This is a genomic window from Sulfurimonas sp. (assembly GCF_026988655.1).
Taxonomy (GTDB): Bacteria; Campylobacterota; Campylobacteria; order Campylobacterales; family Sulfurimonadaceae; genus Sulfurimonas.
In genome coordinates this window covers 1-2,656 of record NZ_JALSKT010000072.1, presented here as the reverse complement: position 1 = coordinate 2,656, position 2,656 = coordinate 1, and the positions used below count along the sequence as shown (strand labels likewise).

Here is a 2,656-nt window from a genome sequence, read left to right as displayed (position 1 = left end):
AAAATTTTACATGAAAACAATTTCAAAGAACTTTATAAAAAAGCGATAGATGAGATACTCAAGATGCAAAAAGCGAACACTTCTGGCTTGCCACTATATGATAAAGAGTTTCTACATTTTGAGATGGATTTGATGCAGGAGTGGTATCTTGAGCAGCTACTGCGTTTAAGGCTTTCTCAAACGCAGCAAAAGATGCTAGACCAAACACTCAACAGCATCTCTGACGTTGTTCTTAGCCAACCCCAAGGTCTTTTTGTGCATCGTGATTATCACTCACGAAATATCATGCTAACAACTAACACTAACATCGGTGTTATAGACTACCAAGATGCTATGAATGGGACTATCACTTATGATTTGGTATCACTGTTAAAAGATTGTTATATTTTCTTTGACACAAAAGAGATAGAAAAACTCGCACTCTATTTTCGTGATAAAAAGCAGATAAAAGTAAGTGATGAAACTTTTTTAAAGTGGTTTGATTTTATGGGATTACAAAGACATATCAAAGTGCTTGGTGTCTTTTCTCGTTTGAGTTTGAGAGACAAAAAAGATGTATATCTCAAAGATATACCGCTTACTTTGGAGTATGTCATCCAAACAGCTTTACGATATGAAGAAACAAAAGCACTCGGAGAGTTCTTGCAAGAAGTGACACAATGAAAGCGATGATACTCTGCGCTGGAAGAGGTGAGCGAATGCGTCCACTCACAGACACACTGCCAAAACCTTTGCTAGAAGTAAGAGGCAAACCGCTTATCGTGCATCATATCCAAAGACTTGCAAAAAATGGCTTTAAAGATATAGTCATCAATATCGCGCATCTTGGTGAAAAAATACCTGCTGCTTTAGGCGATGGCTCGCAGTGGGGTGTGAGACTACACTACTCTGATGAAAGACAAAGCGGTGCGCTCGAATCTGCTGGCGGCATTAAAAAAGCACTCAAACTTTTAGGCGAAGAGCCTTTTTTAGTTGTTAATGGCGATATTTATTGCGACTATGATTTTGATGTAAATTTTACGCTCAAAGACAAACTCGCACATCTCATCCTTGTGCCAAATCCTCCACATAATCCTAAAGGAGATTTTGCACTCAAGGATAATCTCCTTCTAAACGCAGCAGATAGCATGTACACTTTTTCTGGCATTGGGTATTATCATCCAAAACTATTTGATGAAGTGACGTTACAAAAAAGCCCTCTTGCTCCACTTTTGAGAAAATTCATAGCCAAATCACAAATAAGTGGCGAAGTATTTAACAAACTCTGGCACGATATCGGAACACCCCAAAGGTTAAAAGAGATAAATGAAAACTACTAAGCTACTATTTTTACTACTATTTACAACTGTTCTTTCAGCGAACTATAGCAACTGCGATTTTAAAAATGACGACTATGAAGATATCTGCAACAAAGTTGTCAAACATGGAGTAAGTTATGAGTATGCGAACCGCTTTTTACTCTCTTACTTTAAGACACAAAAGTTTGACGAAGTGAGTTGGAAGTACCTCCAACCATCCAAACTAAAATACCACAGAGAACAAGAAAAAAAAGCAAACAATGTCCTCGTACGCTATGTTCCAAAAATGGTGCAAAATCTTGAAAAATACAAAAAAGTTTATGATTATGCTGAGAAAAAGTACGGAGTCGATCGTGAAATCATCGCTGCGATACTACTCAAAGAGACAAAATTAGGAAGGATAAAACCAACGCATGATGCCTTTATAGTCTTTAACACCATGGTCGTTCGTAGCAACAATCCACAAACAAAAAGAGAAAAATGGCTGCTGAATATGGGAAAAACAAATATGGCTGCCATTATAGAGCATTGCTACAAAAAAGGTGTCACCCCTGAGCAATGTACACTGCCAAGCTCTTACGCCGGTGCAGTTGGCATCCCTCAGTTTATGCCCAACAGTTTTGGCTACACAGATGCCTACAAAACAAAAGTAGCAGATCTGACAAAGATGCAAGATGCCATACTCTCTGTTGCAAAATTTTTACATAAAAAAGCAAAATATACCACGCTTATAGAGTGGAATAAAATGCCCGATATTCCGCTGATAGAGTCACAATGGTATGCCTTTGACTTTGAAAATAAAGATGCTTCTTTTGCTTATGAGAAAAGTAGAAATGGCAAAGTCTACAAATGTTTTAGCAAAGGGAAAAAAGAGCTTGCGTATATGAGAGAATATGTGCTTAAAATTATGCGCTATAATAACTCTTCAAATTATGCCCTTGGTGTACTGCGTTTGGCGTATGATGCACATCAGGCACTTAAAAATCAATCCAAAGGAAAACAATGAGTACATTAAAAATTTATCATAATCCACGCTGTTCAAAATCACGCGAAGCCCTAAAACTACTCGAAGAAAACGGTGCACAAGCAGAGGTAATAAAATATCTTGACACACCGCCAAATGAAAACGAGATTAGAAATATCTTACAAATGCTTGGAATAAGTGCGAGAGATTTGATGCGTACAAAAGAGGCTATCTATAAAGAGTTAAACCTCAAAGAAGTAAAAAATGATGATACTCTCATCAAAGCGATGGCAGAACATCCAAAGCTTATTGAGAGACCTATTGTTATCAAAGATAACAAAGCCGTGATAGGGCGTCCACCTGTAAAAGTTCTCGACCTACTCAACGCTTAACT

At 37.6% G+C, this 2,656-nt stretch carries 4 protein-coding genes; all 4 read left to right on the top strand.

Annotated features, from left to right (window positions below):
- The coding region (locus MV052_RS07625; RefSeq protein ID WP_297442685.1) for a phosphotransferase at positions 1-663 on the top strand (663 nt) is incomplete at its 5' end.
- Positions 660-1,319, top strand: a complete 660-nt coding sequence (gene murU, locus MV052_RS07620) for an N-acetylmuramate alpha-1-phosphate uridylyltransferase MurU (protein WP_297442682.1) — start codon at positions 660-662, stop codon at positions 1,317-1,319. The genes MV052_RS07625 and murU, both read left to right, overlap by 4 nt.
- Positions 1,306-2,304, top strand: coding sequence for a lytic murein transglycosylase (locus tag MV052_RS07615; protein WP_297442679.1), 999 nt, complete (start codon positions 1,306-1,308; stop codon positions 2,302-2,304). The genes murU and MV052_RS07615 overlap by 14 nt, the downstream gene beginning before the upstream one ends.
- A complete protein-coding gene (arsC, locus tag MV052_RS07610) occupies positions 2,301-2,654 on the top strand; it encodes an arsenate reductase (glutaredoxin) (RefSeq protein ID WP_297442676.1) in 354 nt (117 codons plus the stop codon). The genes MV052_RS07615 and arsC overlap by 4 nt, the downstream gene beginning before the upstream one ends.
- Positions 2,655-2,656: the final 2 nt, after the last annotated feature.